Source organism: Cytobacillus sp. FSL R5-0377, assembly GCF_038004385.1.
Taxonomy (GTDB): domain Bacteria; phylum Bacillota; class Bacilli; order Bacillales; family Cytobacillaceae; genus Cytobacillus.
The window spans coordinates 2,337,937-2,363,351 of the sequence record NZ_JBBORA010000001.1; the positions used below are offsets into that span (position 1 = coordinate 2,337,937).

At 43.2% G+C, this 25,415-nt stretch carries 27 protein-coding genes and 2 other annotated features; of the genes, 2 read left to right on the forward strand and 25 right to left on the reverse strand.

Features of this window, described 5'->3' with window-relative positions; translation table 11 throughout:
• Positions 1-50 precede the first annotated feature (50 nt).
• The 24 genes from NSQ49_RS12080 to NSQ49_RS12195 all read right to left on the reverse strand — a co-directional run bounded on the left by NSQ49_RS12080 (position 51) and on the right by NSQ49_RS12195 (position 21,199).
• Positions 51-653, reverse strand: coding sequence for a class I SAM-dependent methyltransferase (locus NSQ49_RS12080; protein WP_159869690.1), 603 nt, complete (start codon positions 651-653; stop codon positions 51-53).
• Positions 654-903: 250 nt separating this feature from the next.
• Positions 904-1,269, reverse strand: a complete 366-nt coding sequence (rplL, locus tag NSQ49_RS12085; RefSeq protein WP_035332312.1) for a 50S ribosomal protein L7/L12 — start codon at positions 1,267-1,269, stop codon at positions 904-906.
• 57 nt (positions 1,270-1,326) lie between these two features.
• Positions 1,327-1,827, reverse strand: a complete 501-nt coding sequence (rplJ, locus tag NSQ49_RS12090) for a 50S ribosomal protein L10 (protein ID WP_159869687.1) — start codon at positions 1,825-1,827, stop codon at positions 1,327-1,329.
• 34 nt (positions 1,828-1,861) lie between these two features.
• Positions 1,862-2,002, reverse strand: a sequence feature (ribosomal protein L10 leader region).
• Between the two features lie 51 nt (positions 2,003-2,053).
• Positions 2,054-2,797, reverse strand: coding sequence for a 50S ribosomal protein L1 (gene rplA / locus NSQ49_RS12095; RefSeq protein ID WP_341070739.1), 744 nt, complete (start codon positions 2,795-2,797; stop codon positions 2,054-2,056).
• 233 nt (positions 2,798-3,030) lie between these two features.
• Positions 3,031-3,456 (reverse strand): 50S ribosomal protein L11, encoded by a 426-nt coding sequence (gene rplK / locus NSQ49_RS12100; protein WP_009336545.1) that lies wholly within the window; start codon positions 3,454-3,456, stop codon positions 3,031-3,033.
• A gap of 211 nt (positions 3,457-3,667) precedes the next feature.
• Positions 3,668-4,201, reverse strand: a complete 534-nt coding sequence (gene nusG, locus NSQ49_RS12105) for a transcription termination/antitermination protein NusG (protein WP_159869681.1) — start codon at positions 4,199-4,201, stop codon at positions 3,668-3,670.
• A 132-nt stretch (positions 4,202-4,333) separates the two neighbouring features.
• The gene (secE, locus tag NSQ49_RS12110) at positions 4,334-4,516 is read right to left on the reverse strand and encodes a preprotein translocase subunit SecE (RefSeq protein ID WP_048011528.1); all 183 of its coding nucleotides are present in this window, start codon (positions 4,514-4,516) and stop codon (positions 4,334-4,336) included.
• A 134-nt stretch (positions 4,517-4,650) separates the two neighbouring features.
• Positions 4,651-4,791 carry a 50S ribosomal protein L33 gene (rpmG, locus tag NSQ49_RS12115; RefSeq protein ID WP_159869678.1) on the reverse strand — a complete coding sequence of 47 codons (141 nt, stop codon included), beginning with the start codon at positions 4,789-4,791 and terminating at the stop codon, positions 4,651-4,653.
• A 99-nt stretch (positions 4,792-4,890) separates the two neighbouring features.
• Positions 4,891-5,547 carry an RNA polymerase sporulation sigma factor SigH gene (gene sigH, locus NSQ49_RS12120; protein WP_009336536.1) on the reverse strand — a complete coding sequence of 219 codons (657 nt, stop codon included), beginning with the start codon at positions 5,545-5,547 and terminating at the stop codon, positions 4,891-4,893.
• Positions 5,548-5,617: 70 nt separating this feature from the next.
• Complete coding sequence (locus NSQ49_RS12125; protein ID WP_251284580.1) at positions 5,618-6,127, reverse strand: NYN domain-containing protein; 510 nt, start codon at positions 6,125-6,127, stop codon at positions 5,618-5,620.
• A 2-nt stretch (positions 6,128-6,129) separates the two neighbouring features.
• On the reverse strand, positions 6,130-6,873 hold the full coding sequence (rlmB, locus tag NSQ49_RS12130; protein ID WP_159869672.1) for a 23S rRNA (guanosine(2251)-2'-O)-methyltransferase RlmB: 744 nt from the start codon (positions 6,871-6,873) through the stop codon (positions 6,130-6,132).
• On the reverse strand, positions 6,870-7,295 hold the full coding sequence (locus NSQ49_RS12135) for a Mini-ribonuclease 3 (RefSeq protein ID WP_251284581.1): 426 nt from the start codon (positions 7,293-7,295) through the stop codon (positions 6,870-6,872). Before NSQ49_RS12135 ends, rlmB begins: the two co-directional genes overlap by 4 nt.
• A gap of 3 nt (positions 7,296-7,298) precedes the next feature.
• Entirely contained in the window at positions 7,299-8,702 is a 1,404-nt protein-coding gene (cysS, locus tag NSQ49_RS12140; protein WP_159869666.1) for a cysteine--tRNA ligase, read from the reverse strand.
• Positions 8,683-9,351, reverse strand: a complete 669-nt coding sequence (cysE, locus tag NSQ49_RS12145) for a serine O-acetyltransferase (protein WP_159869663.1) — start codon at positions 9,349-9,351, stop codon at positions 8,683-8,685. The genes cysS and cysE overlap by 20 nt, the downstream gene beginning before the upstream one ends.
• A gap of 103 nt (positions 9,352-9,454) precedes the next feature.
• Positions 9,455-9,684 (reverse strand) — a binding site (T-box leader).
• A 46-nt stretch (positions 9,685-9,730) separates the two neighbouring features.
• Complete coding sequence (gltX, locus tag NSQ49_RS12150) at positions 9,731-11,188, reverse strand: glutamate--tRNA ligase (protein ID WP_251284582.1); 1,458 nt, start codon at positions 11,186-11,188, stop codon at positions 9,731-9,733.
• An 88-nt stretch (positions 11,189-11,276) separates the two neighbouring features.
• The gene (gene ispF / locus NSQ49_RS12155) at positions 11,277-11,762 is read right to left on the reverse strand and encodes a 2-C-methyl-D-erythritol 2,4-cyclodiphosphate synthase (protein ID WP_159869657.1); all 486 of its coding nucleotides are present in this window, start codon (positions 11,760-11,762) and stop codon (positions 11,277-11,279) included.
• A gap of 15 nt (positions 11,763-11,777) precedes the next feature.
• Positions 11,778-12,464, reverse strand: coding sequence for a 2-C-methyl-D-erythritol 4-phosphate cytidylyltransferase (ispD, locus tag NSQ49_RS12160; protein WP_251284583.1), 687 nt, complete (start codon positions 12,462-12,464; stop codon positions 11,778-11,780).
• Between the two features lie 85 nt (positions 12,465-12,549).
• Complete coding sequence (locus tag NSQ49_RS12165) at positions 12,550-13,638, reverse strand: PIN/TRAM domain-containing protein (RefSeq protein WP_159869651.1); 1,089 nt, start codon at positions 13,636-13,638, stop codon at positions 12,550-12,552.
• A 219-nt stretch (positions 13,639-13,857) separates the two neighbouring features.
• Positions 13,858-14,931 (reverse strand): DNA integrity scanning diadenylate cyclase DisA, encoded by a 1,074-nt coding sequence (gene disA, locus NSQ49_RS12170; RefSeq protein WP_159869648.1) that lies wholly within the window; start codon positions 14,929-14,931, stop codon positions 13,858-13,860.
• A 2-nt stretch (positions 14,932-14,933) separates the two neighbouring features.
• Positions 14,934-16,313, reverse strand: coding sequence for a DNA repair protein RadA (radA, locus tag NSQ49_RS12175; protein WP_159869645.1), 1,380 nt, complete (start codon positions 16,311-16,313; stop codon positions 14,934-14,936).
• A gap of 315 nt (positions 16,314-16,628) precedes the next feature.
• Positions 16,629-19,079: an ATP-dependent protease ATP-binding subunit ClpC gene (gene clpC / locus NSQ49_RS12180; protein ID WP_159869642.1), complete on the reverse strand. Its 2,451-nt coding sequence runs from the start codon at positions 19,077-19,079 to the stop codon at positions 16,629-16,631.
• Positions 19,080-19,083: 4 nt separating this feature from the next.
• A complete protein-coding gene (locus NSQ49_RS12185; RefSeq protein ID WP_159869639.1) occupies positions 19,084-20,163 on the reverse strand; it encodes a protein arginine kinase in 1,080 nt (359 codons plus the stop codon).
• A gap of 2 nt (positions 20,164-20,165) precedes the next feature.
• Entirely contained in the window at positions 20,166-20,714 is a 549-nt protein-coding gene (locus NSQ49_RS12190) for a UvrB/UvrC motif-containing protein (protein ID WP_159869636.1), read from the reverse strand.
• 23 nt (positions 20,715-20,737) lie between these two features.
• Positions 20,738-21,199, reverse strand: a complete 462-nt coding sequence (locus tag NSQ49_RS12195) for a CtsR family transcriptional regulator (RefSeq protein WP_159869633.1) — start codon at positions 21,197-21,199, stop codon at positions 20,738-20,740.
• Positions 21,200-21,390: 191 nt separating this feature from the next.
• Between NSQ49_RS12195 and NSQ49_RS12200 the strand changes: the two genes are divergently transcribed.
• Entirely contained in the window at positions 21,391-21,522 is a 132-nt protein-coding gene (locus NSQ49_RS12200) for a hypothetical protein (protein WP_285870831.1), read from the forward strand.
• A gap of 914 nt (positions 21,523-22,436) precedes the next feature.
• On the opposite strand, the gene NSQ49_RS12205 is transcribed toward NSQ49_RS12200, so the two are convergent.
• The gene (locus tag NSQ49_RS12205) at positions 22,437-23,654 is read right to left on the reverse strand and encodes an IS110 family transposase (RefSeq protein WP_159871966.1); all 1,218 of its coding nucleotides are present in this window, start codon (positions 23,652-23,654) and stop codon (positions 22,437-22,439) included.
• 287 nt (positions 23,655-23,941) lie between these two features.
• Between NSQ49_RS12205 and NSQ49_RS12210 the strand changes: the two genes are divergently transcribed.
• On the forward strand, positions 23,942-25,300 hold the full coding sequence (locus NSQ49_RS12210) for an IS1182 family transposase (protein ID WP_159871981.1): 1,359 nt from the start codon (positions 23,942-23,944) through the stop codon (positions 25,298-25,300).
• The last annotated feature ends 115 nt before the right edge of the window (positions 25,301-25,415 follow it).

Sequence of the window (25,415 nt, forward strand, 5' to 3'; positions counted from 1 at the left end):
AAATATAATATGTTGGCATTTTACAATACTATCATAGCAAAAAAGTCAAGTCAATCTTTTTTTGCTCTTAAAATAAAATAGCCTTTTTTCTTTTCTGCTGTCTCCACTTCACCGAATAACTCTGTCAGCTTATCGATTGCAGAAGGCGCACCCTGTTTTTTCTGGATGACAACCCACAGCTCTCCGCCCGATAATAGAGCCTCAAAGCTTTGTTCAAAAATATCATGCACTATCTTTTTCCCGGCGCGGATCGGCGGGTTTGTCAGAATAGCTGAAAACTTATTGCCTTTTGTATTTTCGAGGCGGTCACTTTCATAGATTTGGACATTTTTTATGTCATTTAATTCAGCATTTTCCTTTGCAAGTCCAAGCGCCCTCTCATTTACATCCACCATATGAACAGTCCGTTCCGGCATCAGCTTCGCCGCTGTCAATCCGATTGGCCCATATCCGCAGCCGACATCGAGAATGTTCCCATCCACTTCCGGCTGTTCAAATGTCTCGATTAATAGTTTAGATCCAAAATCCACTTCACCCTTTGAAAAAACACCGTTGTCTGTTTTAAAGCGGAATGGGAATTCCTTTAGAGTATAGGTCCAAGATTTAGGGCTGCTATCAACTTGCTGTGTTTTGGAATAGTAGTGTTCAGACATGAAATCACCTCCAGGAGTATATATAAGAAGATTAAAGGAGAATCAACAATTAAGTGGTTTCGAAGGAATTATATAGGATTGGCCCTTAAAAAGCAAAAAGTTAAAACAAATGCTCAAGCCCTTCGTCCATGACGGACTCAGACTATGATGGTTATATTCCCCAGCCTGTACGCAAAGTTAAACCTTCCGCAATTTTATAATTGCCCAAAACAAAAAGCCCGCTTAAACAGCGGACTTTTCATAAAGGCTATTACTTAACTTCAACGCCAGCTCCAACTTCTTCAAGCTTAGCTTTAACTTCTTCAGCTTCTTCTTTAGAAACGCCTTCTTTAAGAGCTTTAGGAGTGTTGTCAACAAGTTCTTTCGCTTCTTTAAGTCCAAGACCTGTGATTTCACGTACCACTTTGATAACTTTGATTTTTTGGTCGCCTGCAGAAGCAAGAACAACGTCAAATTCAGTTTTCTCTTCAGCAGCGCCACCAGCAGCAGCTCCGCCCATCATTGCTACAGGAGCAGCAGCAGTTACACCAAATTCTTCTTCAATAGCTTTTACTAGGTCGTTTAGTTCTAAAACAGTCATGGATTTAACTGCTTCAATGATTTGTTCTTTAGTCATGATTATGTTTCCTCCTTATTTTTGGTTTGAATCTATTAGTTTAACGCTAAAATCAACTTACGCGCCTTGTTCTTCTTTTTGATCTGCAACAGCTTTTGCAGCAAGAGCAAGATTGCGGATAGGTGCTTGAAGTACGCTGAGTAGCATAGAAAGCAAGCCTTCGCGTGATGGTAGTTCAGCAAGAGCTTTAACTTCTTCTACTGAAGCGATAGTTCCTTCGATTACACCTGCTTTAATTTCAAGTGCTTCATGCTTTTTCGCGAAATCATTAAGGATTTTCGCTGGAGCAACTACATCTTCTGTGCTGAACGCGATTGCGTTAGGTCCAGTTAAAGCTTCGTTTAAACCGGAAAGTTCAGCAGCTTCAGCAGCACGGCGAGTCATTGAATTCTTGTATACTTTGAATTCTACGCCAGCTTCACGAAGTTGTTTACGAAGTTCAGTAACCTCAGCAACAGTAAGACCACGGTAGTCAACAACAACTGTTGATAAACTTGTTTTAAGCTTATCAGCAATTTCGTCTACGATTTGTTTCTTTTGTTCGATAACGCTGCTCATCCTTACACCTCCTGTAGAATTTTCTACATTCATACCGTCCAATAAAAAACCTCCACGACTTTGCAGACATGGAGGAAGTATACAATAGCAAGAAAAAGCAATTTCTATCGTAATACCTCGGCAGGAAATTAAGCGGTTAAGCACCTGCTGTCTACGGCACAAATGTTATTATATTTTTAACAACAAAATACATATTACAGCATGTATTTTAGAATGTCAATTGTTATTATTTTACTGCAACAGATGAAGGATCTACTTTAACGCCAGGTCCCATTGTAGAAGTAACAGAAACGTTCTTCATGTAAGTTCCTTTAGCAGCAGCAGGCTTAACTTTCATCATTGTGTCGAAAATAGTGTTGAAGTTTTCAACAAGCTTTTCGTCTTCGAAAGATACTTTACCGATTGGCACGTGGATGTTACCAGCTTTGTCAACACGGTATTCAACTTTACCTGCTTTGATTTCGTTAACTGCTTTTTGAACGTCAAAAGTAACTGTGCCAGTCTTAGGGTTTGGCATTAAGCCTTTAGGTCCTAATACGCGGCCAAGTTTACCAACTTCACCCATCATGTCAGGTGTAGCAACGATTACATCAAAGTCGAACCAGCCTTGGCTGATTTTGTTGATGTATTCAGCATCGCCTACGAAATCTGCGCCAGCAGCTTCTGCTTCTTTCGCTTTTTCACCCTTAGCGAAAACAAGAACGCGCTGAGTTTTACCAGTTCCGTTCGGAAGAACTACTGCTCCACGGATTTGCTGGTCAGCTTTCTTAGGGTCAACTCCAAGACGGAATGCTACCTCAACAGTTGCATCAAATTTTGCAAAATTAGTTTTCTTCGCAAGTTCAATTGCCTCAGCAATCGGGTAAGCTTTTGAAGAATCAACAAGCTTCGCAGCTTCTGCGTACTTCTTACCTTTTTTAGCCATTTTTATTTCCTCCTTGATTGTGGTTTTAGCGGAATAACCTCCCACGCTTAAAAGCGGAGGCGCCTTGGTCAGCCCCGACAATCATAAGACAAGCCACACTGAAAGGTGTTCTTTACCTTTCCGGGCGGATTGGCTTATGACCTCGAGGGGCTAGGCGCCGCAGCTCAATACGAAAAGCGGAGGCGCCTATTAAGGCGCCTGCGCTTGACAGAACAAAGGTTGCGAGTGAACCAAATTCAACGTCGCAACCTCATCCCTAAATCTGCTTCATACATGGATTAGTCTTCGATAACGATACCCATGCTGCGTGCAGTACCTTCAACCATACGCATTGCAGCTTCTACGCTTGCAGCGTTTAGATCAGGCATCTTTGTTTCAGCAATCTCGCGTACCTTGTCACGCTTGACTGTTGCTACTTTATTACGGTTTGGTTCACCAGAACCAGACTCGATTCCAGCCGCTTTCTTAAGAAGAACTGCAGCAGGAGGAGTTTTCGTAATAAATGTAAATGAACGGTCTTCAAAAACCGTGATTTCAACAGGAATGATTAAGCCAGCTTGTTCAGCTGTGCGAGCGTTAAATTCCTTACAGAATCCCATGATGTTAACACCTGCTTGACCTAGTGCCGGTCCTACCGGTGGTGCAGGGTTCGCTTTACCTGCAGGGATTTGCAGCTTTACAAGTTTGATTACTTTTTTAGCCACGAGACACACCTCCTTAAAGTCCGTGATGTGGTAATAGGGAAAGTTCCCTCCCACTCAACTTATAGTCTTTATATTAAGATAAAGAACTTTTAACTACTGTCCAGTCTCTTTGTCCGAGACATACTGACCTTTGAAATATTATCACTTTTCAAAGCCAATTTCAAGTTTTTTTACAAAGATATATAAAAGTACTTTCACAGAAGGCTGTTTCTTACAGTTTTTCAATCTGTGTAAAATCAAGTTCAACCGGAGTGTCACGGCCAAACATATTCACAAGCACTTTAATCTTCGCCTTATCTTTATCAATATCTTCAATGGAGCCCGTGAAGTTCGCAAACGGACCTTCTTTCACCTTAACGGTTTCGCCGATCTCAAAGTTGATATCAAAGCGGGCTTCTTCAACACCCATATGCTTAAGGATATGAGTAACCTCCTCAGGCAATAGCGGAGTCGGCTTTGAGCCTGAACCTGCCGAACCGACGAATCCGGTTACACCCGGAGTATTTCTTACTACATACCAGGAATCATCTGTCATAACGATTTCCACAAGTACATAACCAGGGAAGACCTTGCGCTTCACGACTTTTTTCTTGCCGTTCTTCAATTCTGTTTCTTCTTCTTCAGGCACTACCACCCGGAAGATCTTATCTTGCATACCCATTGATTCAACACGTTTCTCCAGGTTGGCTTTTACTTTATTTTCATAGCCGGAGTACGTATGAACAACATACCAATTCTTTTCCATTCACGAGGACTTGTTCGTCCTTCCCTCCCTGTATTCAACAATTTATAATTTTTCTCCAAATTAAAAAACCCGTTTCCGGGCTTTGCAAATGTTTCCTGTGTTATTCTCCATTATACCATGGAAACTCAGGGGTTATTCAAGAATTATACGAATCAATTCAGAAATTCCCAGGTCAATCACTGCAAAAAACAGAGCGAAGAACGTAACTGTAGCAAGAACGGTAACAGTATAGCTTGTCAGCTCTTTGCGTTTTGGCCAGCTGACCTTTCTCATTTCCCGGCCAACTTCACGGAAAAAATTCACGATGCGCTGCATTTCGTAACCCCCAACTTTCAAAAGATATATCCTTTAACAAGAAGCGAAAGCGGCTTCAAATCAGACCAGTCTTCCAATCTGTATAAAACCCTCAGCTTCAGTCTATTAAAAGAACAAACTTCTTATCTATATAATCACTTTGTTTCTTTATGGATCGTATGAGCGCTGCATTTGCTGCAGAATTTCTTCAATTCCAGCCTAGCAGCATCATTTTTACCCGCTGTGGAATAATTCCTGGATCCACATGCAGAGCAAGCTAAAACTACTTTTTTCATATTTCCACCTACTAAGTCACATTACGCCCTTAAAACTTTAACACGCACCCCAAAACATGTCAATAACTGCAAAAAAAGCAAGGTGTTGGGAAATTATGTCTACAGGGAAAATTCACGCACTTCCAGATATCTTTCCAGCTTTCTTTTCACCCGCTGAAGAGCATTGTCAATCGATTTAACATGGCGGTTCAATTCTTCAGAAATTTCCTGATAGGACTGCCCGTCCAAATAAAGAGCAAGCACCTTGCGTTCAAGGTCACTCAAAAGCTCAGACATTTTCACTTCAATATGATCAAATTCTTCCTGGTTAATAATCAGCTCTTCAGGGTCCATAACCTTCGCCCCGGAGATTACATCCATAAGTGTTCTGTCCGATTCCTCATCATAAATGGGCTTGTCCAAAGACACATATGAGTTCAGCGGAATATGCTTTTGGCGGGTCGCCGTCTTAATGGCGGTAATAATTTGCCTGGTAATGCACAGCTCGGCAAACGCTTTAAATGAAGACAGCTTGTCCTCTTTAAAGTCGCGGATCGCCTTATACAAGCCGATCATTCCCTCTTGTACAATATCTTCTTTATCTGCGCCAATCAAAAAATAGGATCTTGCTTTTGCCCGGACAAAGTTGCGGTACTTATGAATCAAGTAATCCAGCGCCTCACTCTCGCCCTTATGAACGAGCTCTACTATTTCTTCGTCCTCAAGCTGGATAAAGTCTATAAGATTTTCGTCGATTGTCTTGAAGTCAGCACTCACTAGGATCCCCCCGACCGTACAAGCATGGTTAGAAACATTATACAGCACGGTTTTTTCAAGCGTCAACCGCTCATTGGTCCCCTCTGCGCCATTTTTCAAAAATTTCTGCCACTTCATCACTGAGAGGTATCTTGGAGACTGGCTTTTTCTCCTGAATTTTTTTTACTTTTTTTTCGATGCTGTTTTCAATCAAATTCATTTCATTCAGCAGCTCCCTCGCTGATTTTCTTAACGCCCCCTGGCCAAAAATGACCCATTGCTCAGTAAAATCGGAGGTAGCCACATGAATTTGATTTTTAATATTGCTCAGATCGATAGCCAATTTTTCAATGCGTTCATCGGCTGTTTCATTATTCCGCGTGAAAATAACCTCGACCTTTGAATTCTTAAACTTTTTTTCCGTGCCCTTTACATAATGGGCATCAAACACGACAATCACTCTGTACCCGGAATACCCCTGGTACTCGGCCATTTTTTCAATCAGGCGGTCTCTGGCTGAGGATAAATCCTTGTTTTTGAGGTCCCTGAGTTCTGGCCAAGCACCAATTATGTTGTATCCGTCAACAAGAAGGATGTCCATTTTTATCCCTCTAGCGGGTGACGTTTCCGATAAACCTCATACATGAGCAGCGCGGCCGCAACTGATGCATTAAGAGAAGTAACATGTCCAGCCATCGGCAGGTTAATGAGAAAATCGCATTTATCGCGAATCAGGCGGCCCATCCCTTTACCTTCACTGCCAATTACAAGACCTAAAGGCATTGCTCCATCTATCTGACGGTAATCCTGTTTTCCTTTTGCATCCGTGCCGGCGATCCATACGCCTCTTTCTTTTAATTCATCAATTGTTCTGGCCATATTGGTCACACGGACAACGGGAATATATTCGATCGCTCCTGTTGATGCCTTAGCTACCGTCGCTGTCAGCCCGACCGCTCTTCTCTTCGGAATAATGATCCCATGTGCACCGACAGCGTCAGCCGTTCTCATGATGGATCCCAAATTGTGAGGATCTTCAATTTCATCCAGCAGCAGGAAAAATGGTGCTTCATTTTTCTTTTCTGCAGCAGCAAACAGGTCGTCGATTTCAGCGTATTGATAGGCAGCAACCTGTGCGATGACACCTTGATGATTCCCCTCTGCCATCCCATCTATTTTTTTCTTGGGTACAAACTGGACAAGAACCCCGGCAGACTTCGCCAACCCGATTACCTGCTGCATCTGCCCGCTTTGCGATCCTTCTGCAATAAAGATCTTATTAATGTCCCTCTCTGACTTTAATGCTTCAATGACGGGATTTTTCCCAATGATAAAATCCTGGCTCATTTTACCGCTCCTCCTTTCTTTTTCTCAACTAACTCTATGGATTCCAAAATCAGCTCTTCCATCCGCTCCTGCCTTTTCGCTAAAAACAGGTAGCCGATCAGCGATTCAAAGGCTGTGCTGTATCTGTATGTTTGGACATCTGTATTTTTCGGCACCGAACCGGATTTGGCATTCCGCCCCCTCCGGACTACTGCCAGTTCTTCTTCTGTCAGCCGTTCAGAGTCCATTAATTCATGAATGATCAGGGACTGGGCTTTTGCAGAAACATACCGGGTCGCCTCCTTATGGAGAAAATGAGGCCGAACCCGTCCGTTTTGCAGGAGATGGTGGCGTATATAGGTCTCAAATACCGCATCCCCCATATACGCCAGGGCGAGACTATTCAATTGTTTTTCATCTACTTTGTTATCATAGGGAAGCATTGCTTAGCCTCTTTTCCATCTGATTCCCTGCGGTGTATCTTCAAGGATAATATTCATTTCTTTCAGCTGATCGCGGATTTTGTCTGCCAGTTCGAAATTGCGCTCTTTTCTGGCCTGCTGCCTTTGCTCAATCAGCTGTTCGATTTCCTCATCCAGAAGGTCTGCATGTGCCTCTTCAAGTGAAAGTCCCAAGACATCAAACAGCGTTTCAAATTCTTTCGTAAAAGCATCGATCACTTCAACCGACGTGTTTTTCTCCATCAGATAATAATTCGCCAGCTTAGACAGCTCGAACAAGATTGATACGGCATTCGCAGTGTTAAAATCATCATCCATATCCCGAATGAACTGCTCATGAAGAACTGTAATTTTATCCAGCCACTCCTGATTATTATCGGTCAGATTCACACTTGCTTCTTTGCGGTGCAGCAAATTATGATAAGACGTTTTTATGCGATCAAGCCCTGTCCGAGTATTCTCCAGAAGCTCATCACTGTAGTTGATCGGATGTCTGTAATGAACCGACAGCATGAAAAATCTTAAAACCTGCGGGTCATGCTTTTGGATAATGTCATGGACCAGGACGAAGTTCCCCAGTGATTTGGACATTTTTTCGTTGTCGATATTAATATAGCCGTTATGCATCCAGTAGCGGGCAAAGGCTTTCCCTGTCAGTGCTTCCGACTGGGCGATCTCATTTTCATGATGCGGGAAGGCCAGATCCTGTCCGCCGGCATGGATATCAATCATCTCCCCAAGGTATTTCTTCGCCATCGCCGAGCATTCGATATGCCAGCCTGGTCTTCCTTGCCCCCAAGGGCTCTCCCATGCGATTTCCCCTTCCTTCGCTGCTTTCCAGAGAACAAAGTCAAGGGAATCCTGTTTCTTCTCGCCGACGGCAATGCGGGCGCCGACGCGCAATTCATCAATAGACTGATGGGAAAGCTTGCCGTACTCCTCAAATTTCCGGGTGTGGTAATAGACATCTCCCTCTGATTCATACGCATAGCCTTTCTCAATCAAGGTCTGGATAAATTCAATAATGATATCGATGCTTTCAGTTACTCTCGGGTGGACATCAGCCTTTCTGCAGCCGAGCGCAGAGACGTCCTCGAAATAGGCATTGATGAACCGTTCTGCCACAGACGGAACATCTGTTCCTAATTCATTAGCCACGCGGATCAGCTTATCATCCACATCCGTAAAATTGGAGACATACTGCACATCGAAGCCGCGGAACTCAAGATATCTTCTTACGGTATCAAACACAATGGGCGGGCGGGCATTCCCTATATGGATATAGTTATATACGGTTGGACCGCACACATACATTTTCACTTTTCCCTCTTCTAAGGGAATAAAATCTTCTTTTTGACGAGTAAGTGTATTATAGATTTGAATGGCCATGAACCTGGCTCCTTTCTTTCCTCAATGTTTCGACTTCCGTTTTTAATTCCCGCAGCTCCGCCTCCAGTTCCTTAAAGCGGTCTGAAATCGGATCGGGAAGGTCCCTGTGATTCAGGTCCTTGCCCACTTTCACGCCATCGCGGATTTTCACTCTGCCCGGAATGCCGACGACAGTGGAGTTCGGCGGAACCTCATGAAGAACAACAGAGCCTGCACCCACCTTAGAATTCTCCCCAATAGTAATAGAGCCCAATACCTTCGCACCGGTTGCAATCAGTGCGTTGTCCTTAATAGTAGGATGGCGCTTGCCTTTTTCCTTCCCGGTTCCTCCAAGTGTCACACCCTGGAAAACCGTTACGTTATCACCGATTTCACATGTTTCCCCGATGACAACCCCCATGCCATGGTCGATAAAAAAGCGTCTGCCGATCTTTGCTCCCGGATGAATTTCAATTCCTGTGAAAAAGCGGCTGATCTGGGAAACCACTCTTGCAAGAAAATAAAACTTCCGCTTAAAAAGTGCGTGGGCAATACGGTGTGACCAGACAGCATGCAACCCTGAGTAGGTTAATATTACCTCCAAATAACTTCTTGCTGCCGGATCCTGTTCAAATACCACTTCGATATCTTCCTTCATTCTTGCAAACATGGTTCAATTCCCCCTCCTGACGTCGTTCTCTCTTTTATAAATATTTTTCTCATATACTATTTTTGCAGGTTTTACATATAAAAAAGCGCCCCTGCCACAATAGGACAGAGACGCTTTATGCGCGGTTCCACTCTGTTTAGGCTTAGAATAGCCTCAACTTTGACTTGTTAACGGAAGGTTCCGCTCAACTCTACTTGGAAGCAGGAGGCATCCGTTCGAATTGAGGCTCAGAGGCGCACTTCAGAATAAAGAGAGGCTTAAACCACTTTCAGCCGGTGATGGTTCTCTCTAAAAAGCTTCTTTTTTCTTACTTTTCCTCTTCAACACTTTTCAATATAGAATAATTTACTTAATACTATATTACATTTTCTCCAAGATGTTAACCAATAATGCTCATTAATCGAGTTTTTACTTTTTCTTTTCCTAAAAGCTCGATGGCCTGCGGCAGATCCGGTCCATGGGTTTGGCCAGTCGTCGCGGAACGGATTGGCATAAAGAGCTTTTTGCCCTTGTGGCCAGTTGATTTCTGCACAGCCTTCATAGCCGCTTTAATTTCATCTGCTTTGAATTCTGCAAGTGCATCAATTTCCTGCAGGAATGCAGACAGCACTTCAGGAACCTGCTCTTCAGCCAGAACTTCCTTCGCTTCTTCATCAACGGTTATTTCCTCTGTAAAGAACAGTTCTGACAGCTCGACAATCTGAGCACCAAAGCTCATTTTTTCCTGGTAAAGAGAGATTAGGCTGTTAACCCACTCTTCGTTTTCCTGCTTCCAGTTTTCACTGATCTTACCTGCCTTCACCAGATGAGGAGCTGAAATGGACACCAACCGCTCCTGATCCAGCTTTTTCATATACTGATTATTCATCCACTCAAGCTTTTGCTTATCGAAAAGAGCCGGTGATTTTGAAAGGCGGTTTTCATCAAAAATATCAATAAACTCTTCTTTGGAGAAAATTTCTTCCTCGCCTGCAGGAGACCAGCCAAGAAGAGCAATAAAGTTAAAGAGTGCTTCCGGCAAGTAGCCGAGCTCTTCATATTGTTCAATGAACTGAATAATCGTCTCGTCGCGCTTGCTCAGTTTTTTGCGGCTTTCATTGACAATCAGGGTCATATGGCCAAACACTGGAAGGTCCCAGCCCAATGCTTCATAAATCATCTGCTGCTTAGGCGTATTGGAAATATGGTCATCCCCGCGCAGGACATGAGAAATTTCCATCAGGTGGTCATCCACTGCTACCGCAAAATTATAGGTAGGAGTGCCATCCTTTTTGACAATGACATAATCGCCGAAGCCATCGGATTCGAAAGACACTTCACCTTTTACCATGTCATTGAATTTTAGCTCCCTGCCTTTTGGCACTAAGAAGCGGATGCTCGGCTTTCTGCCTTCCGCTTCTAGAACAGCTCTTTCTTCCTCTGTCAGATGGCGGCATTTTCCGGAGTAAGCAGGAGTTTCGCCTTTTTCCGATTGAGCTTCACGCTCTGCTTCCAGCTCCTCTTCCGTACAATAGCATTTATAGGCATGCCCTTTTTCAAGCAATTCTGTGTAGTAGGTTTTATAAATATGATTTCTTTCAGATTGGCGGTATGGGCCGTATTCACCTTCCCTGTCGATGCTTTCGTCCCAATCCATGCCAAGCCATTTTAAATAATGAAGCTGGCTTTCCTCGCCGCCTTCAATATTCCGTTTCTTATCTGTATCCTCAATGCGGATGATGAATTTCCCGCCTTTGCTTCTTGCAAACAAATAGTTAAAAAGCGCCGTTCTCGCATTTCCGATATGTAAATGCCCAGTTGGACTTGGAGCGTAACGGACGCGGATATCGTTTGACATACAACTGCCTCCTTAAAAATCTCTGAATCTGTTGAGTTTATTTGTAAGCTATATTTTAACACTCAGTTTTTTCTTCTGAAAGGTAATTTTAACTGTTCTCTATCTTTTTCAGCAAAACAGCTGCCTGGGAGGCAATGCCCTCTCCCCGCCCTGTAAAGCCAAGTTTTTCTGTAGTCGTTGCTTTCACATTGATATTTTCTTTTTCGGTTTCCAGAAGCCCTGCAATGCGCTCCTGCATCTTCCCGATATGAGGAGCCATCTTTGGCTTCTGGGCAATGATGGTGCAGTCTGCATTGACCAATTCATATCCTTTTTCTTTAACGATTCCCCACACATGTGCCAGCAGCTTCGCAGAATCAGCATCCTTGAATTCAGGATCTGTATCAGGAAAATGCCTCCCAATGTCTCCTTCTCCAATGGCGCCAAGGCAGGCATCTGCCACTGTATGCAATAGAACATCAGCATCTGAATGTCCTAAGAGGCCTTTCTCATATGGTATCTCAATACCCCCGATAATCAGCGGGCGTCCTTCAGCAAACTGATGAACATCAAAACCTTGTCCAATCCGAAACATGATCACAATCCCCTTTTACATATGACTTCTTTTCTTAATAATTGCTTCCGCAAAATAAATATCTTCCGGCGTAGTCAGCTTAATATTATCGTAACTTCCCTCGACAATCATCACTTCTTTGCCTAACCGCTCCACGAGGCTCGCATCATCTGTTCCTAAAAAGCCGTCTTCCTCGGCCTTGCGGTGCGCCTCAAGCAGAGAAGAAACACGAAAGGCCTGTGGAGTTTGAACAGCCCACAGGCAGGAACGTTCAAGTGTTTCTGTAATTAAATGCCCATCTGCTTTTTTTACGGTATCCTTGAGCGGCACTGCCAGTACAGCAGCCCCCTCTTCCCGGGCTGCTTTCACCAGCGGCTGCAGTAAATCCCGGGTTATAAAAGGGCGTGCAGCGTCATGAACCAGCACAATTTCCTCACATGGAGCCGCTTTGGCTGCATTATATACGCTTTGCTGCCTTTCCTTCCCTCCTTCAACCATAGCAGCCACTTTCGTAATCTGATGCTGCTTTAAGAGGGTGCGCATTTCTTCCTCATCCTGAGGGTTAATGGCCAATACCATGCCCGCACACTTCGGGTCACCCTCAAAAACTCTTAACGTATGTATAAACACAGGGACATTCCCAATTTCCAGAAGAAGCTTATTCTTTCCGGCTCCCATTCGTTTCCCCTGCCCGGCAGCCGGGAGAATCACTTGATAATTCATATTTTTGGCTCCTCTTTTAAAAAAGCAGGCAAAAAGGCAGGGAAATCAATCTCCCTGCACGTTCTGTCCTACTTTCCATCATACATTATAAAGCTTTTTCCAGAAGCTTAGGTTTTGCAAAAATCATTCTTCCGGCTGATGTCTGCAGAACACTTGTGACAAGAACATCAATATGTTTGCCAATGTAATTTCTGCCTTCTTCCACCACGATCATCGTGCCATCGTCCAGATAAGCAATCCCCTGGTTCTGTTCCTTGCCGTCTTTTATTACCTGTACTTTCATTTCTTCACCTGGGAGCACAACCGGTTTGACAGCATTAGCCAGGTCATTAATATTAAGGACTGCCACTTTTTGCAGCTCACAAACCTTGTTCAAGTTAAAATCATTGGTCACCACGACGCCATTCGTTAACTTAGCCAGCTTCACCAGCTTGCTGTCCACTTCTTGGATTTCTTCAAAATCGCCTTCATAAATTTCCACATTAATTGAAAGCTCTTTTTGAATCCGGTTTAATATATCCAGCCCGCGTCTGCCGCGGTTTCGCTTTAATACATCTGATGAATCAGCAATATGCTGAAGTTCTTCGAGCACAAACTGCGGAATGACAATCGTTCCTTCCAAAAAGCCCGTCTGGCAAATATCCGCAATGCGTCCATCGATGATCACGCTTGTATCAAGAATCTTGAGTGATTCTTTAGGTGCGGCTTCAGTCTCCACCTCTTCTTCGCTGCTCTTCTTTTTCTTGCTTGCAAATAAACTTAAAAGCTCATCCCGCTTTTTAAAGCCAACCTGAAACCCCAGATAGCCGAATATCAGCGTCAGCACTATAGGCGCAACCGTATTCAGTATTGGCACCTCAATCGCATTTAAGGCGTATCCGATTAAAAAGGCAATAACTAATCCAAAAACCAGGCCGACACTTCCAAAAATAATATCTGTTATAGGTACTTTTACCAGTGATTCTTCTGCCCATCTCACGAAATTGACGACATGATCAACCGCCCAAAAAGTTAAAAGATAAAAAATAATAGCACCTAAAATGGCGGACACGTATGGATTGTTTAAAAGAGGAATGTCATCTAAACTGATTAATTTTAATAAGTCAGGAATTAAAAAGATTCCAAGCGTTACCCCGATAATAAGGAAGCATGCCTGTACAATACGTTTTAACATTCCCTCACCTCCTTTTAATCATTATAAACAAATTCACAAAATTGAAACCCAGAATCCCAGGTAATTTCAATTTTGTCCCTTGAAAATTATTTCACAATAGTAAAATACCTGTATAAATTATTAATTTCACCCAATTTAAGGGTAGCACCATTGGTAATAAACTGTCAAATAATTAACTTATCATTTTAGCATAACCATTTACATAGGTCAATGGTCTCTTCATAGCTGGCGATCTGCAAAAACCTGCTCTTTTATGAGCTTAAGTCCCTCTTTAATTTTTCTTGCCCGCACTTCCCCGATTCCTTCCACCTCATCGAGCTCCTCTACAGTTGCCGTGATGATATTCGGGAATTCTTCAAACCGGTTAATCAGATTATCAATAATAATTGGCGGCAGGCGCGGAACTTTATTCAGCATGCGGTAGCCGCGGGGGCATTTGAATTCTTCCGTATGAATATACCCGTTGTAGCCCAGAAGCTTTAGAATGACAGAGTCTTCGAGCATTTCCCCTTTTGAAAGCACCTGAAGTTTGACAAGCGCCTCCTTGGAGTCAATCTCTCTTGATTGGGCATAGTCTTTAATAATCCATTCTGCTTCCCGTTCAAGCTCCATCAAGAGCTCATTCATCTGGAGCCGGATCAGCCTTCCTTCGGTGCCCAGTTCACTTAAATAGGTGAGCAGCTCATTTTTAATGCGCAGAACCATTTCGATATTATGAAAAACATGAAGAATGTCACTGTACGTAACAAGCTCCTCAAATTCCAAAATGCTGAGATTGCCGATGCTCTGTTCAAGAACGACCTTATATTTTTCAAGCGTCTGCACGGCTACATTCGCCTTTGTTAAAATAACGCCAATATCCCTCAGTGCATAGCGTGAATTTCCTTTATAAAGTGTAATGACATTGCGTCTCTGGGAAATGGCAATCACTAATGAGCCTGTTTGCCGGGCAACCCGCTCCGCCGTCCGATGCCGCATACCCGTTTCCGTAGAAGGCACACCAGGATCAGGAGCCAGCTGGGCATTCGCAATAAGTATCTTGTTTCCTTCTTCATTTAAAATAATGGCCCCATCCATCTTAGCCAGCTCATATAAATAACTGGGCGAAAATGGACAATTAATTTGGAAACCTCCATCAACCAGATTGCTCAGCTTTTCCTTTGAGCCCAATACAATCAGCCCGCCTGTATTTGCGCGCAGAACATTATCTATCCCTTCCCTGATAGGCGTACCAGGAGCCATGAAACGAAGGATTTCACTCATTGTTTTTTCGCCCATTTTTTTAGTCTCCATGTTTATCCCCCTAACGCAGCCTTTAGCGCTTCACCAACAGAGCTTACTCCGATCAGCTCAATTCCTCCCGGTGCGCTCCAGCCGCCTAGATTGTTCGCCGGCAGGATGACCCGTTCAAAGCCCAGCTTGGCAGCCTCCTGCACTCTTTGCTCGATTCTTGAAACCCTCCTGACTTCTCCTGTGAGTCCAACTTCCCCGATAATGCAGTCTGTTGCTTTTGTCGGCTTATCCCGAAAGCTCGACGCAATGCTGACTGCAATGGCCAAATCAATTGCCGGCTCATCCAGCTTTACTCCACCAGCGACTTTTAGGTAGGCATCCTGATTTTGCAGAAGCATCCCCACCCGTTTTTCCAAAACGGCCATAAGGAGCGGAACCCGGTTATGATCAATTCCCGTTGCCATCCGTCTTGGATTTCCAAAGCTGGTCGGAGAAATGAGCGCCTGGATTTCAACCAGAACAGGCCTTGTCCCTTCCATAGAAGCAACGACAGTTGACCCGGCTGCTCCCTGTGACCGCTCTTCCAGGAAAATTTCCGATGGATTGGCTACTTCCTCAAGACCCAGCTCCTTCATTTCAAAAATGCCCATCTCGTTAGTTGACCCGAATCTGTTTTTGACAGCACGTAAAATCCGGTATGTATGATGGCGTTCACCTTCAAAGTATAAAACCGTATCTACCATATGTTCCAGGAGCCTCGGACCCGCAATGGAGCCCTCCTTTGTAACATGCCCTACGATAAAAATAGCGATTCCCTTCGTTTTGCCGATGCGCATCAGTTCAGCCGTACATTCCCGAACCTGGGAAACACTCCCCGGTGCCGACGTCACTTCCGGATGGAAGATCGTCTGGATGGAGTCGATAATAACAAAGTCAGGGTTGACGGTTTCAATCGTTCTGCTGATCTCTTCAAGGCTGGTTTCCGAATAAACAAGCAGACTTTCTGAAGAGACACCTAAGCGGTCAGCCCGCAGCTTTGTCTGGCGCATCGATTCTTCCCCTGATATATAGAGCACCGAATGCTTTTTATTCGCAAGCTGTGAGGACACTTGAAGAAGGAGTGTTGATTTCCCGATGCCCGGATCTCCTCCGATAAGAACAAGGGAGCCTCTCACAATACCGCCCCCGAGGACACGGTTTAGTTCTTTTAAATCGGTATGTATGCGGGGTTCGCTGACTGTTTCAATGGATGTAATCGGAGTAGCTTTTGCCGCTATGGCCGTACCCTGTGAATGTGCAAAAGCGCCTCTTCTCGTTGAAGCAGGCTTTTCCACCTCTTCCACCATCGAATTCCATTGCCCGCACCCCGGACATTTGCCCATCCATTTTGCTGATTCATAGCCGCATTCCTGGCACATGAATTTCGTTTTTCTTTTAGCCATACTTCTTCCCCTCTCTTACATTCATACCAGCCGCGGTAAAGGAACATCTTATGATTACCGGCCTTGCATGGAAGAACCAGTGATGAAAGAAGTACGTTTACTTCCTATTCCCTTTTCCAACGGGTCTTAAAAATGTTTTTGTCCAGATATCTTTTTTCTCTCTTAAAATTAACATAAAACGGCAGAATAAACCTCTTATAAGACTGCAGCTAAATATAGTCTGAAAGAGTACAAAAAGGTACACGTATAACAGGAACGTGTACCTTTTTGCTGTGTAAAATCACCTGATGCTTTCATTATGGTTCGGGAAAAACCTTATTTTTGAAGGTTTGCTGTTCTGCTTGGCTCTGCGGTTCTCACCACAAATTCTCCATCCACCACATCAATGACCACGTTTTGCCCGGTTAGGACTGTTCCTCTTAACAGCTCTTCAGATAAGCGGTCTTCAATATGCTTTTGAATGGCCCGGCGGAGCGGACGTGCTCCGTACTCGGGATCATAGCCCTCAACTGAGATTTTTTCTTTGGCTGCATCTGTCAATTCCAGTGTAATATCCTGTTCCTTCAGACGTTTCGTTAAGGTATCAGACATAAGCGAAACGATTTCCTGAAGATGCTTTTTCTCTAATGCATGGAACACGATAATTTCATCGATACGGTTCAGGAATTCCGGACGGAAGGACTTCTTCATCTCTTCCATTACCTTTCCTTTCATATCTTTGTAATCCTGTTCTCCATCCTGGATGTTAAAGCCGACATATTTGTTCCGCTTAAGTGCTTCAGCGCCTACATTGGATGTCATAATCAGAACCGTATTGCGGAAATCGACTGTTCTTCCCTTAGAGTCTGTTAATCTTCCGTCTTCCAATACCTGTAAGAGAATATTGAATACATCAGGATGAGCCTTTTCAATTTCATCGAGAAGCACAACAGAATATGGTTTTCTGCGGACTTTTTCGGTTAATTGTCCGCCTTCTTCATACCCTACATAACCTGGAGGTGAACCGACCAGACGGGATGTAGAGTGCTTCTCCATGTATTCTGACATATCGATGCGGATCATTGCATCCTCGTCACCGAACATCGCTTCTGCAAGGGCACGGGCGAGCTCTGTTTTACCTACTCCTGTCGGCCCAAGGAAGACAAATGAGCCAATCGGGCGCTTTGGATCTTTAAGGCCAGCACGGGCACGGCGGACAGCCTTCGAAATGGCCTTAACGGCTTCTTCCTGCCCGATTACACGGGAGTGAAGAATTTCTTCCAGATTAAGAAGCTTTTCAGTTTCAGTCTGGGCAAGCTTCGAAACAGGAATTCCAGTCCAGCTGGCAACCACATTGGCAATGTCTTCAACGGTCACTTCACTGTTTTCCTTGCCCTGCTTTTCTTTCCACGATTTCTTCGTTTCTTCCAGCTGTTCACGCAGGCGCTGCTCTGTATCTCTCAATGAAGCCGCTTTTTCGAATTCCTGGCTTTGAACGGCAGCATCTTTCTCTTTTCTTACATCCTCGAGCTTAACCTCCAGCTCTTTCAGATTTGGAGGCGTAGTATAAGAGCGCAGTCTTACCTTTGAACCCGCTTCATCAATTAAATCAATCGCCTTATCCGGAAGGAAGCGGTCTGAAATGTAGCGGTCTGACAGCTTTACGGCTGCTTCAATCGCTGCGTCTGTAATGGTTACGCGGTGATGAGCCTCGTAACGGTCCCGCAGACCCTCAAGAATTTGAACAGATTCTTCTGCTGTCGGCTCATCAACTGTAATAGGCTGGAACCTTCTTTCAAGTGCCGCATCCTTCTCGATGTATTTTCTATATTCATCAAGAGTAGTGGCACCGATACACTGAAGCTCTCCGCGGGCAAGAGATGGCTTTAGAATGTTGGAAGCATCAATCGCACCTTCTGCTCCTCCTGCACCGATTAATGTATGAAGCTCGTCAATGAATAAAATGATGTTTCCTGCCTGCCTGATTTCATCCATTACCTTCTTCAGGCGATCTTCAAATTCACCGCGGTACTTCGTTCCGGCAACCACTGTACCCATATCAAGCGTCATTACCCTTTTATCGCGAAGAGTCTCCGGCACTTCATTGTTAATGATCTGCTGTGCCAAGCCTTCTGCTATGGCTGTTTTACCTACCCCTGGCTCACCAATCAGAACCGGGTTGTTTTTCGTCCTGCGGCTTAATACTTCAATCACACGCTGGATTTCTTTGCTTCGTCCTATTACCGGATCAAGGCTTCCTTCTCTGGCAATAGCAGTCAGGTCGCGTGCTAATCCATCCAGTGTCGGTGTGTTCGCATTTGCCGCTGCTCCTCCCTGATGGCTGCCGGACTCATTGCTGCCTAACAGCTGCAGCACCTGCTGGCGCGCTTTATTGAGGCTGACTCCAAGGTTATTCAGAACCCTAGCAGCAACGCCTTCACCCTCACGGATCAGGCCAAGCAGGATATGCTCTGTTCCTACATAGGAATGGCCAAGCTTCCTTGCTTCGTCCATGGAAAGTTCAATCACTTTCTTGGCACGCGGTGTATAGTGAATGGTCTGGGAAGCATCCTGCCCCCTGCCGATTAAATTCTCAACCTCTTTTTGGATCTTATCAGAGCCGAGGCCCAATGCATACAGAGCTTTAGCCGCAATTCCTTCACCTTCGCGTACAAGCCCAAGCAGAATATGCTCTGTTCCGATGTTATTATGTCCTAAACGGATTGCTTCCTCCTGTGCTAAAGCCAATACCTTTTGAGCTCTTTCCGTAAATCGTCCGAACATCATAATTTCATCCTCCCAACTCTTGATCTTCCATTTTTAATCTTTCCCTGATTAGTGAAGCTCTGCGGATATCGCGTTCATGCGGTCTGAGCGGCCCGCCTGCATATTGCTGCAGGAAGCCTGGCTGTGTCAGAATCATCAGCTCATTTAATATATTTTTTGATATGTTTTGAATGTACTTCATATCAATCCCCAGGCGAACATCAGACAGGCATTGTGCTGCTTCCTTTGATTCAATGATTCGGCTGTTTGATAAAATGCCATAAGAGCGGAAGACTCTATCTTCTAATTGTATGTTAGAAGTCTTTGCTAATGCTTCCCTTGCCGATCTTTCCTGAGAAATCAGCTGACTGACAACGCTTTTCAGATCCTCGGCGATATCCTCTTCTGACTTTCCGAGAGTAATCTGATTGGACACCTGAAAGATGTTACCTAAAGCTTCGCTGCCTTCCCCGTAAATTCCTCTAACAACTAAACCTAACTGGTTAATTGCCGGAATAATCCGGTTCATTTGCTGTGTGAGAACGAGGCCAGGCAAATGCATCATAACCGATGCCCTGAGCCCTGTTCCTACATTTGTAGGGCAGCTTGTTAAAAAGCCAATATCTTCATTAAATGCATAATCGGCTTCTTCCTCCAGCCAATCATCTATTTCATTCGCCATATTTAAGGCTTCAGAGAGCTGAAACCCCGGAAACAGACATTGAATCCTTATATGGTCTTCTTCATTAATCATGATGCTGACTTCTTCATTCTCAGAAAGAAGGCAGGCACCATGAGTTGAATTCTCAGCAAGATGGGGGCTGATCAGATGCTTTTCCATCAGCACTCTTTTTTGAAGAGGCTGAAGATTATCCATTAATAAAAGCTCCATTTCCCCAAGTTTTGAAAAAGGAGAATGCTCCACCCTAGCCTTTATTTTTTTAATGATTGCTTCTGCTTCTTCATTAGAAAATAAAGTAGGGAATTTATATTGCTTTATATTGCGGGCGAGTCTGATTCTTGAACTTAACACAATATCGGAATCAGGTCCTTCAGCACTCATCCAGGAGCTGATAGCTTGATTGATAAAACGTTCCAGCGACAAGCTTACTCCCCTCCCTTTTGATCGGCATTGAGCTGTTTTTCCAGCTTTCTAATTTCGTCTCTCAATTCTGCCGCTCTCTCAAACTCTTCTTTGGAAATCATTTCTTTTATGAGATTTTTTAAATCCTCAATATTCCTGCGCAAATGAATGGTTCCCCCAATTCGTGCAGGAATTTTCCCGCTGTGTGAGGCATTTCCGCTGTGCAGCCTTCTAAGAATGGGATTCAGCTGATCTTTAAAAGTCTCATAGCAGCTGGCACATCCAAAACGGCCAACTTTTTTAAATTGCTGAAAGGTTAGGGAGCATTGCTCACACTGCAGAACCTTCTCCTGCTGAAAAGGATCCTGGCCCGATCCCTGAAAGGCAGGCTGAATATTCAAAAGGCCAGCAAGCAAATTATTTATTGAAAAACCGGACCCGCTGCCCAGCATAAACATTTCACCTTTTTCCTGCGCACATTTCTCGCAAAGATGAAACTCTGCTTTCTCGCCATTTACAACCTTTGTAAAGTGCAGCGTGGCCGGCCTTTGATTACATTCCTGACAAATCATGACTTCACCTCTCCAGCTCACTACTATTTATATTTTAAAGTGGTTAACATTGCCTTAAGCATTCTTGCCCTCAGCTCATCCCTGAATGGAAGGTCTATATATAGGACAGAACGGTCTATAACACTAAGCATTATTTTGGCTTCCCTGTTTGTTATAATCTCTTCTTCTACCAGACGGTAGATAACATTCTCTGCACTGCTCTGGGCAATTCTGCTCTGCACCAAAGATATTAACTGGTCAATCAAATCAGCATGGTCATAGGATTGGACTTTCATAATCCGGATGAAGCCCCCGCCTCCCCGCTTACTTTCTACTGCATATCCTTTTTCAATCGTAAAACGGGTGTTGATCACATAATTGATCTGAGAAGGAACACATTGGAATTTGTCAGCAATTTCGCTTCTTTTAATTTCCACGATTTCCCTTTCGCTTTTCTCCAAAACCTGTTTGAGATAATTTTCAATTATGTCGGATATATTCCTCACCAGGCCTCCCCCTATCTGACTTTGACTATATTTGACATTAATTATACATGATTTATGTAATTTCTTGCAATTGGCGGGTACTAATAATTTTCCCCCATTTTTTGACTTCCCAAACCTGAAAATGGAAGTTAATGTCGATAACAATATATTTTTGATTAGGCGGGTTTGTGCTTGGATGGGAGAAGATTTTTATGGAGGGGTGGATTATGCTGGTCGGAGCTTTCTGCACGTGCGCAGTTTTTGGATTTTCTGAAGCGGGGTTTGCTGGGGAATTTATCTGGCAGGTTTGGGGATTTATCTTACATGACTGTGAATTTATCTAACAAGATTTTGGATTTATCGAGCAGGTTTTGGAGTTTATCTCGTATTTGGGGAGGTTATCTTTAAAGAGAACGGATTTGAATTTTAAAATATATGAAGAAATAAGGTGTGGCACATATATTTTGGTTCTGGCACCTATATGTCTGAAAGCTGCGCTTAAAATGAAAAAGCTGCAGATATACTGCGCAAAGTGGCACATATAGGTGTAATTCCTTTTAAACTGCAGTCCAAATTTATTTTTCTGATCGCAAAATCTTTCAAACATACAAAAATAGGGCACCCATCAGGTTCTTTTTTGAGTAGGTTATCCTTTTTTGGTGGGTGAACCTCTGAATAAGCCTGTAATAGTCGAGGTTATATGAAGGAGAGAGGTTTTAATCAGTGTTATTTTATTGGTTTCGGCTTCAGATGGTATCTAGCATGTTCTGGGTTTTATCTAACATAAATTTGAATTTATCTAGCACACTTTGAAGTTTATCTAACATTTAGCACTATTTATCTTTAGAGAGAACAGCTTTGAATTTTAAACCAGACGGAGAATAAGGTGTGGCACATAAAAGTTTGTTCTGGCACCTATATGTCTGAAAGCGGCACATTTGCTGCGCAAAGTGGCACATATAGGTATAATTCCTTTTAAACTAAAGCCCAAATTTTTTTCTGATCGCTCCTTCATACACACAAAAAAGAGCACCCATCAGGTGCTCTCAGACTGTCGACAAACTCAATGAAAATTGAGCTTGTCTGCAGTCTTTCTTACGATTAGTCAAGCACCTTTAAACCGTTAATTTATTTTCTGTATAAATGAATCCCCTTCAACGTTGTGTTTGAAGAGGGGCCAGATTTATAGGTATACCTAATAGGCCTAGTGATTTCGCGTTTTTTAACTAGACCTGCCTTTGTGGTATTATGTACTAAACTATGATTGGGTGGCTAACCGGAAGTCATAGTTCATATTGTGTGTAATAAGGTGGAAGATAATCTTCAAAAGCTTATTCACACAGGCAATGGATGCAACCTTATGGCACTTGTTATAGGGTTGCGTTTTTAATTTATCGTAATAATCAACAATATGGTTTTGACTGAAACGGCGTAGTTTAATCATGTTCTGGATAATGATAAAAAGGAGCTTACGTAAATGCTTATTGCCACGTTTATTAATCTTGTCCTTGTAAAAGGTTTTACCTGATTGGTAACGGCGAATATCAATACCAGCGTATGCGTTTAGCTGCTTATTGTTTTCAAAACGTCTAATATCCCCTATTTCTGCCATTAGACGTACTGCGGTGTTTGAGCCAATCCCCGGGAAACTGAGGAGAATATGGTATTCAGCCCGGCTTTCTGCTAGTTGCGCCATGTCCTCGATACACCTTTCTTTCATGGATAGGAGTTCCTGGTAACGCCTAGCGTAAGATATCAGCTGGCTACACAGGACATCGGTTGACGAAACGGCAGGAAATGATAAATGCGCTGCTTCAAGCAATTGAGTAGCTTTTTTTTCAGCCCTTGCGGTAGAAATATTCTTATCAGTGTTTGTCCGGATTTTGTTCTTTATAACCGTTTTTGAATGTTGGAGCACCAAGTCTGGATGTGGGTACAATTGAACAATATTGAGGAATAGCTCTGATTTGGTTGTAAAGATTTTTTCCAGTTCCGGAAAGGTTAGCTGAATAACTTTATGCATGCGGTTGCGTGTTACGGATAACTCGTCATCAAGTTCACTGTAAAATCGGGATAGCGACTTCAATTGGAGAAAAAGATCTTCTGTGCCATTTCGATTAGTCCTTTGCGTTGAAAAGTGGGTAAGGGCAAGTTGGTGGGCATCACTCTTATCCGTTTTGTGGATCCTCAAGGAGTCGCACTGGAGCTTAGCTTCCAGGGGATTCAAGGAACAATAGGAAAAACCATTTACATTCATAAACCGCTCCAATTGCCTGGAATAGACCCCAGTTGATTCAAATACAATATGTGGCTGTTCACCATAACCTTCTGTTAATCTGTCGATCCTCTTCTTTAAGTTTTCAAATTCAGGCCGTGAATGCTTGATTTCTCCTTCATAAATACACTTTTTTAGTGTGTTGTAAATTACCATGTAGCTTTTGCCCATACTTACATCAAATGCGATGACATGTTTCACGTTATTTCCCCCAAAAAAGTTTTGAAGTTCCCTCACTTACTCTTATCGACTCCCATTTCTTATACACGATCTCAAGGATCCAACATACTTAAACCTGATTCGAATAAGGTAAGTGAAGAAGGTCAGTTTTTTGTACGGATTCTAAGATCCTAAGACTGCAACGACCTATTCTTCACTTCTACTATATAAAAAAATAGTAGTGCCAACCAATGCCTTGGTCAGCACTACTAATCTTAGTATGTTTTTTGTTTTAAAATAGAAGTAATACGATACTTGAGGTGATTAAGATGCTTTCTAAACATAATCCAATTCAACGGGATCAAATCGAAATGATTGCATTAGATGAACTTGTCCCAGCGGACCATTTGGTTCGCAAAATTGAAGCGGCGATTGATTTTTCCTTTGTCTATGATTTGGTGAAAGATATGTATTCAGAAGTAGGACGCCCAAGTATTGACCCTGTTATCTTAATCAAACTCACATTCATTCAATATACCTTCGGTATTCGCTCCATGCGTCAAACAATTGAGGAATTGAAAACAAATATGGCCTATCGGTGGTTTTTAGGATACGGCTTCCACGATAAAGTTCCTCACTTCTCAACTTTCGGAAAAAACTATGAGCGCCGATTTAAAAATACCGATCTCTTTGAACAGATATTCTATCGAATTTTAAAAGCTGCAGCTGAAAAGAATTTAATAAGTGCAGAACATGTTTTTGTAGATTCTACTCATGTAAAAGCGAGTGCGAATAAACGGAAATTTGAAAAGAAAGTTGTTCGAAAAGAAACCCGTGCCTATCAACAACGCCTTCAAGAAGAAATTAATCGAGATCGTGAAGATCATGGAAAAAAGCCTTTTCCGCCAGATAAGTTTGATAAGGAAGAATTCAAAGAAACTAAGGAAAGTACAACTGACCCAGAGAGTGGATACTATGTAAAAGATGAGCGTACAAAACAGTTCGCCTATTCTTTTCACGCTGCCGCAGATCGCAACGGCTTTGTACTAGGCACAACTGTAACCCCTGGTAACACGCATGATAGTCATATTTTAGAGCCATTGGTAGAACAAGTCATTGAGAAAGTTAGTAAACCAGAAGCTGTTGCGGCCGACGCAGCCTATAAAACACCTGCTATCACGAGCTACTTATTGAAAAACGACATCACACCTGCTTTACCTTACACACGACCTCGCACAAAAGAGGGTTTCTTCAGAAAACATGAGTATGTTTATGATGAGCATTTTGACTGTTACATTTGCCCAGCTGGTGAGATATTAAAGTATAAAACGACTACAAAGGAAGGTTATCGTCAATATAAATCAGATCCGCGAATTTGTGCTGGATGCCCGTTCTTGTCTCAATGCACACAGAGTCAAGCGCACCAAAAGCTCATTCAACGTCATGTGTGGGAGGAACATTTGGAAGAGGCAGACCACCTTCGCCACCATCAAAACGTCAAAAAAATCTATGAGAAGCGAAAAGAAACAATTGAACGTGTTTTCGCAGATGCAAAAGAAAAGCATGGCATGCGTTGGACAACTTTAAGGGGACTTAAAAAATTGTCAATGCAGGCGATGCTTACTTTCGCTGCCATGAATTTAAAGAAAATGGCCAACTGGACTTGGCAAGGCCCAGTAATAGCCTAGAAGATGACCTCGGAGAGGTTTACAGTCATGAAAAAATGCTTTCAAGTCCAATAAAAAAGTAAAAAGGGTCCGGAATAAGGCTATTCCGAACCCCTTTTGTCTACAAACTGAGAGC

Bases quoted from the DNA above. Each gene is read 5' to 3' on its own strand.
- NSQ49_RS12165 (WP_159869651.1), bottom strand. From the start codon at position 13,638: ATGTTAAAACGTATTGTACAGGCATGCTTCCTTATTATCGGGGTAACG.
- NSQ49_RS12210 (WP_159871981.1), top strand. From the start codon at position 23,942: ATGCTTTCTAAACATAATCCAATTCAACGGGATCAAATCGAAATGATT.
- NSQ49_RS12190 (WP_159869636.1), bottom strand. From the start codon at position 20,714: ATGATTTGTCAGGAATGTAATCAAAGGCCGGCCACGCTGCACTTTACA.
- cysE (WP_159869663.1), bottom strand. From the start codon at position 9,351: ATGTTTGCAAGAATGAAGGAAGATATCGAAGTGGTATTTGAACAGGAT.
- NSQ49_RS12135 (WP_251284581.1), bottom strand. From the start codon at position 7,295: ATGCTTCCCTATGATAACAAAGTAGATGAAAAACAATTGAATAGTCTC.
- ispF (WP_159869657.1), bottom strand. From the start codon at position 11,762: ATGTTTCGGATTGGACAAGGTTTTGATGTTCATCAGTTTGCTGAAGGA.
- rplJ (WP_159869687.1), bottom strand. From the start codon at position 1,827: ATGAGCAGCGTTATCGAACAAAAGAAACAAATCGTAGACGAAATTGCT.
- gltX (WP_251284582.1), bottom strand. From the start codon at position 11,188: ATGTCAAACGATATCCGCGTCCGTTACGCTCCAAGTCCAACTGGGCAT.
- rlmB (WP_159869672.1), bottom strand. From the start codon at position 6,873: ATGAGCCAGGATTTTATCATTGGGAAAAATCCCGTCATTGAAGCATTA.
- nusG (WP_159869681.1), bottom strand. From the start codon at position 4,201: ATGGAAAAGAATTGGTATGTTGTTCATACGTACTCCGGCTATGAAAAT.
- NSQ49_RS12125 (WP_251284580.1), bottom strand. From the start codon at position 6,127: ATGGACATCCTTCTTGTTGACGGATACAACATAATTGGTGCTTGGCCA.
- secE (WP_048011528.1), bottom strand. From the start codon at position 4,516: ATGCAGCGCATCGTGAATTTTTTCCGTGAAGTTGGCCGGGAAATGAGA.
- NSQ49_RS12080 (WP_159869690.1), bottom strand. From the start codon at position 653: ATGTCTGAACACTACTATTCCAAAACACAGCAAGTTGATAGCAGCCCT.
- clpC (WP_159869642.1), bottom strand. From the start codon at position 19,079: ATGATGTTCGGACGATTTACGGAAAGAGCTCAAAAGGTATTGGCTTTA.
- radA (WP_159869645.1), bottom strand. From the start codon at position 16,313: ATGGCTAAAAGAAAAACGAAATTCATGTGCCAGGAATGCGGCTATGAA.
- rplL (WP_035332312.1), bottom strand. From the start codon at position 1,269: ATGACTAAAGAACAAATCATTGAAGCAGTTAAATCCATGACTGTTTTA.
- rpmG (WP_159869678.1), bottom strand. From the start codon at position 4,791: ATGAAAAAAGTAGTTTTAGCTTGCTCTGCATGTGGATCCAGGAATTAT.
- cysS (WP_159869666.1), bottom strand. From the start codon at position 8,702: ATGGCCATTCAAATCTATAATACACTTACTCGTCAAAAAGAAGATTTT.
- disA (WP_159869648.1), bottom strand. From the start codon at position 14,931: ATGGAGACTAAAAAAATGGGCGAAAAAACAATGAGTGAAATCCTTCGT.
- ispD (WP_251284583.1), bottom strand. From the start codon at position 12,464: ATGAATTATCAAGTGATTCTCCCGGCTGCCGGGCAGGGGAAACGAATG.
- NSQ49_RS12200 (WP_285870831.1), top strand. From the start codon at position 21,391: ATGGAGGGGTGGATTATGCTGGTCGGAGCTTTCTGCACGTGCGCAGTT.